This window comes from Bacillota bacterium (assembly GCA_040754675.1).
Lineage (GTDB): Bacteria > Bacillota > Limnochordia > Limnochordales > Geochordaceae > Geochorda.
In genome coordinates, this window is record JBFMCJ010000402.1 from 1 (window position 1) to 3,785 (window position 3,785).

Consider the following 3,785-nt stretch of genomic DNA (forward strand, 5'->3'; position numbering starts at 1 on the left):
GGTCCGCGGACATCCTCCGGGTACAGCTCAGCCGCTGTGTCCCTCCCCGGCGCATAGCCTGCAAGCCCGGAGGTGAAAGGCCACTTCTTCCGACACAAAACACCCCTCGCGCAGCGGATGGGGCACCATGGCCGGGGCAAGCGATCCCCAGAACAGCCGGCTGTCTTCCGAGGCCACGCACAAGAGCCGCGGGTGAAAATCCAGCAGGAGGTGCAGGAACTTCCGGCCGAACCCGCGCCGCCGGTGCTGCGGCAGGAGGGTTCCCGACGGCTCGCGGGCCAGCGCCACCCAGGGGCGCCCGAGGATGAGGCCCTCTTGGCCGAAGGCGGTGACAAAGTAGGGCTCCCACCTCCACCCGGGCAGGAACTGAAGCGGGAGGCACGCCCTGCGCGCTCCTTCCGCCCAGTCCACCTGGCGGACCCCGCCAAACGGCAGCTCTTTAAGCATGTCCGGCCCCACCACCAGGTTGTCTGGGTGCAGACCCAGGCCTGAAAGGTACGAGCGAACGCGTTCGGGCGTCCACTCGTCTTCCGGCCGGGACTTTACCTGACGGTAGCCGCGTGTAGGGGACCGGGCTGCCGCTGACGAGGCTGCCGGGGCCGTGTCCCCGGGGCCCGCCCGGTCTGCCGCGGAAGCAAAGGGAGGGGCACCCTCACGGTGCCCCTCCTCTTCTTCTGCCACGCCCAGATCGAACATGAGCTGGCCGGCCGCGTGCGGCTCAAGGCTCAGAAGGCCCACCTCCTTCGAACTCTTCGGCTTCGACAACGGCCCAGGCCTGGCTCCAACTGTCCACGTCGATGGCCTGGGCCTTCTCCATGGCCTCGTCCGCACTGGCAGCTTCAATCACGATGGAGTGCTCGCAGTTCGTTCTCACCAGGTACTGCGGCATCTTCTCTCCCTCCCGCGCTCGCCGCCCAACATTTTCTCAATCCTTTACCACCAGGGGCGGCAGCGGCACGCACGCGCGCGTGAGTTCCTCCAGCCGGTGGACGAGGTCTTCCCGGGCTGTCGTAGCGGCAATCGCCTGCCGGATGTCCTCCGCCAGCACCACAATGTTGCCGTCCTGGTTGGCAGGAACTTCCTCATCCAGCACCCCCGGCCTGAACACGCGCAGCGTGGCATCGTACTCGTACTTCGCTTCTGTATGGCGGTTGAACGGGATGCCGTGCTGCACGAGGTACTGTTCCAGATCCTCGAACTCGCCCCACAGGGCACCGCCGGTCCGGCATACCAGGCTGTCCGGGCTCACCTCGGAGCAAAAGGGATCGCCTTCCTGCTCGATGAGCCGTTTGATTTCCTCGTACTGCTCGCGGGTAATGGACCCGCCCACCCAAAGGGTGGCGGGAATACGCTCAGCCACGTCACCGCCTCCCCTCTATACCAAGCGCGAGCCGCCTTCCTGCACCCTCAATGGTGGAGGCGGCGGGAATCGAACCCGCACCTCCGGCGTGCGAAGCCGGCGCCCTCCCAAAGGGCCACGCCCCCACCCGACAGTCTCCTCAGGCCGGTTCCCGGCCGGCCTCGGTCAACCACCTCCTCGTCGCAGCCCGCCTGGCTGCGGGCTCCGCCTCCGCCACGCCCCGCCTGACCGCGAAGGCCACCGGCCAGAGCCATGCCGGCAGCTGGGCCTGTACCTGCAGAGCGTACTCTTTCGGGGATAGGTTGCGCCTAGCCTCGAAGAAGGCCGCGCAGGTGTCCAGTACCCGCCGGTACAGGAGGTCAAGCTCCGCCACGCGGGCGGCCAGAGCCGCACCGTCCGGCAGCTTCTCGAGCAGGGGCCGCACCTCGCCGCGTTCCCAGGCCTCGGCCAGGTTGCGCTGTGACTCTAGCCTCAGTAGCACCCGGTGCGCCTCGACGTAGTCGCGGGCCTTCACCTTGACTCTGAAGCCGCCCCGCCAGCGCAGGACAAAGCCCTCCCCCGAGCCCGCGTGCATTTTCTCAGCCTGGGCCACCGCCCCTTCAAGGTCCAGCGGCACCCGCTCCACCACGCGGAGCCCGACATCACGCGCCACCCGCGCGAGCTCCTCCCAGTCCAGGTCGCGGCCGGTCTCGGTCTCCACCGCTCCCACGAGGACAAGATCCTCGAAGTCATACGGGATCACCACCCGCGTCTCCGGGTGAATGATCTCGCAGAGCAGCGTCAGTCCACGTGGCGGTTCCCGCCGCCCCTCCCACATGCGCTCCGCCACCTTTGACTGCGGCGACACGAACGAGCCCCTGGTGGCCCAGCGCAGCACCCCATCCGGCGTGCGGTACGAAATACCCAGGACACCGTCGAGCTTGACGGTCACCTCGGGATCCCCGGGCGGCAGGTTGATACCGAGCGCCGGCAGCTCCCACAACCCGAAGAACTTGGGAAACGGCCGGGCGACCACGCGGTCCTGCGCCAGGTCGACCACGAGGCCCCGGCAGATCCGTGTCACGTTGTCCCAGCACCGCCCGAACTCACACCTGGGCGTGTAATTGAAAATGGCCAGGTCCGGCCAGTCTGGGTGGCGCTGACAGGTCACCAAACCGCGGTCGAGATACGGCTGCACGATGTCCCGGAACACTGCCATGCTACTCCCCCAGCGGCACTGGCCCCGCCTCACGCACCAGCCGCTCGATCCTGCGCCGGAGGCTCCCGTAGTCCGGGCACTCCCGGAGCGCCTCGAGCAACTGCGACACGGGCACGGCGGGTTCGGCGCCGCCGACAAGCTCGACCTCGACGTCCACCTCTTCCGATCCATCCCGCTCCGGACGGAACCGGCGCACCATCGGGGGGTCGGAGGCGATGTACCGGTCGAAAGCGACACCACGCTTGACCAGCGCCTTCTCCAGTCCCGAAACTTCCCCACCCGGCACACTGTCCACGAGGATCTCCACCGTCCCGCCTCCCCCGGGGCGGCAGAGGGCGGGAAATGCCAGGCATCCGACCAGCCCGGCCACCTTTTCCCGGAAGTCATCCTCAGTCACGACCACCCTAACGTCATATTTCAACGTGTTCGCCCTCCTTCGCCGCGCAACGCGCGGCAGATCTCCGGCCAGCCCAGGCGGGAGCCGTTGTAGGGCTGCCGGGGCACGTACACCGGCACCACCCGCGACACCGCCCGGATGTGCTCCGGCGCGTCTTCGACGGCCGCGGAAACCCCCAGGGCCAGACATGCCCGGGCCTTATCCCCGGTCATCACCAACCTACCCCGAGGAAACCCGTGCCTCCTCAGCCAGTCCGCGCTCAGCCACCGCGCCCACTCCGGCCGGGCGGTGACGTACACGATCTCCCAGCCCGTAGCGGCCAGCCCATCCAGCGCCTCTACGGCTCCCGGCACCGGTTCCGCCTCGGCAAACACCTCAGGATGCCCCCGGAACCAGGCCTCGGCGTCGCGGATGCCCGCCGGCTCAAGGCTGTACGTCTCCCACACCCACCCGGCCCCCAGGCCCAGGCAGGCCGCGATGGCGGCATTCACCGCCGCCACCGTGTTGCAGAGGTCGACCGCCACGACCCGCCCCACGGCCGCCACCCTACCGGATCTGCCAGGTGTCGGCGTCCAGAGCCCGCACCCCGGCGCTGCAGGGCCTGGTGGCGGTCCCGTCCGGCCAGCGCACCTCGATCCGCGTCCCCCGGCAGCCTTCCATCCGGCACCGCCACGTGCGGCCGGTAACGGTGCCCCTGAGCATGCCGTCCCGGCTCACAACCTGCCGGGGCAGTTCCCCGGCGCTCAGCTTCGGCCACAGGCTGTCCAGCAGCCTGTGGGCAGTTGACCTGCGCGTCGGTTTCATCCAACGACCTCCCTCCTTTCCCTCTC

Annotated in this window: 7 protein-coding genes and 1 tRNA gene; all 8 read right to left on the reverse strand. The window is 68.7% G+C overall.

Annotation, left to right across the window (positions count from 1 at the left end):
• Positions 1-27: 27 nt before the first annotated feature.
• The 8 genes from AB1609_17785 to AB1609_17820 all read right to left on the reverse strand — a co-directional run bounded on the left by AB1609_17785 (position 28) and on the right by AB1609_17820 (position 3,759).
• Complete coding sequence (locus tag AB1609_17785; protein ID MEW6048298.1) at positions 28-738, reverse strand: hypothetical protein; 711 nt, start codon at positions 736-738, stop codon at positions 28-30.
• On the reverse strand, positions 719-889 hold the full coding sequence (locus AB1609_17790) for a hypothetical protein (protein ID MEW6048299.1): 171 nt from the start codon (positions 887-889) through the stop codon (positions 719-721). The genes AB1609_17785 and AB1609_17790 overlap by 20 nt, the downstream gene beginning before the upstream one ends.
• 36 nt (positions 890-925) lie before the next feature.
• A complete protein-coding gene (locus AB1609_17795) occupies positions 926-1,360 on the reverse strand; it encodes a hypothetical protein (GenBank protein ID MEW6048300.1) in 435 nt (144 codons plus the stop codon).
• Between the two features lie 51 nt (positions 1,361-1,411).
• Positions 1,412-1,485: transfer RNA gene (locus tag AB1609_17800), tRNA-Ala, on the reverse strand.
• 14 nt (positions 1,486-1,499) lie between these two features.
• Positions 1,500-2,558 carry an RNA ligase gene (locus AB1609_17805; protein MEW6048301.1) on the reverse strand — a complete coding sequence of 353 codons (1,059 nt, stop codon included), beginning with the start codon at positions 2,556-2,558 and terminating at the stop codon, positions 1,500-1,502.
• A 1-nt stretch (position 2,559) separates the two neighbouring features.
• Entirely contained in the window at positions 2,560-2,979 is a 420-nt protein-coding gene (locus AB1609_17810; GenBank protein MEW6048302.1) for a hypothetical protein, read from the reverse strand.
• The gene (locus AB1609_17815) at positions 2,976-3,500 is read right to left on the reverse strand and encodes a hypothetical protein (protein MEW6048303.1); all 525 of its coding nucleotides are present in this window, start codon (positions 3,498-3,500) and stop codon (positions 2,976-2,978) included. The genes AB1609_17810 and AB1609_17815 overlap by 4 nt, the downstream gene beginning before the upstream one ends.
• 1 nt (position 3,501) lies before the next feature.
• Positions 3,502-3,759, reverse strand: a complete 258-nt coding sequence (locus tag AB1609_17820; protein ID MEW6048304.1) for a hypothetical protein — start codon at positions 3,757-3,759, stop codon at positions 3,502-3,504.
• Positions 3,760-3,785 lie beyond the last annotated feature (26 nt).

Coding starts and splice junctions, on each gene's coding strand:
- AB1609_17790 (MEW6048299.1), bottom strand. CDS start 889: ATGCCGCAGTACCTGGTGAGAACGAACTGCGAGCACTCCATCGTGATT.
- AB1609_17805 (MEW6048301.1), bottom strand. CDS start 2,558: ATGGCAGTGTTCCGGGACATCGTGCAGCCGTATCTCGACCGCGGTTTG.
- AB1609_17820 (MEW6048304.1), bottom strand. CDS start 3,759: ATGAAACCGACGCGCAGGTCAACTGCCCACAGGCTGCTGGACAGCCTG.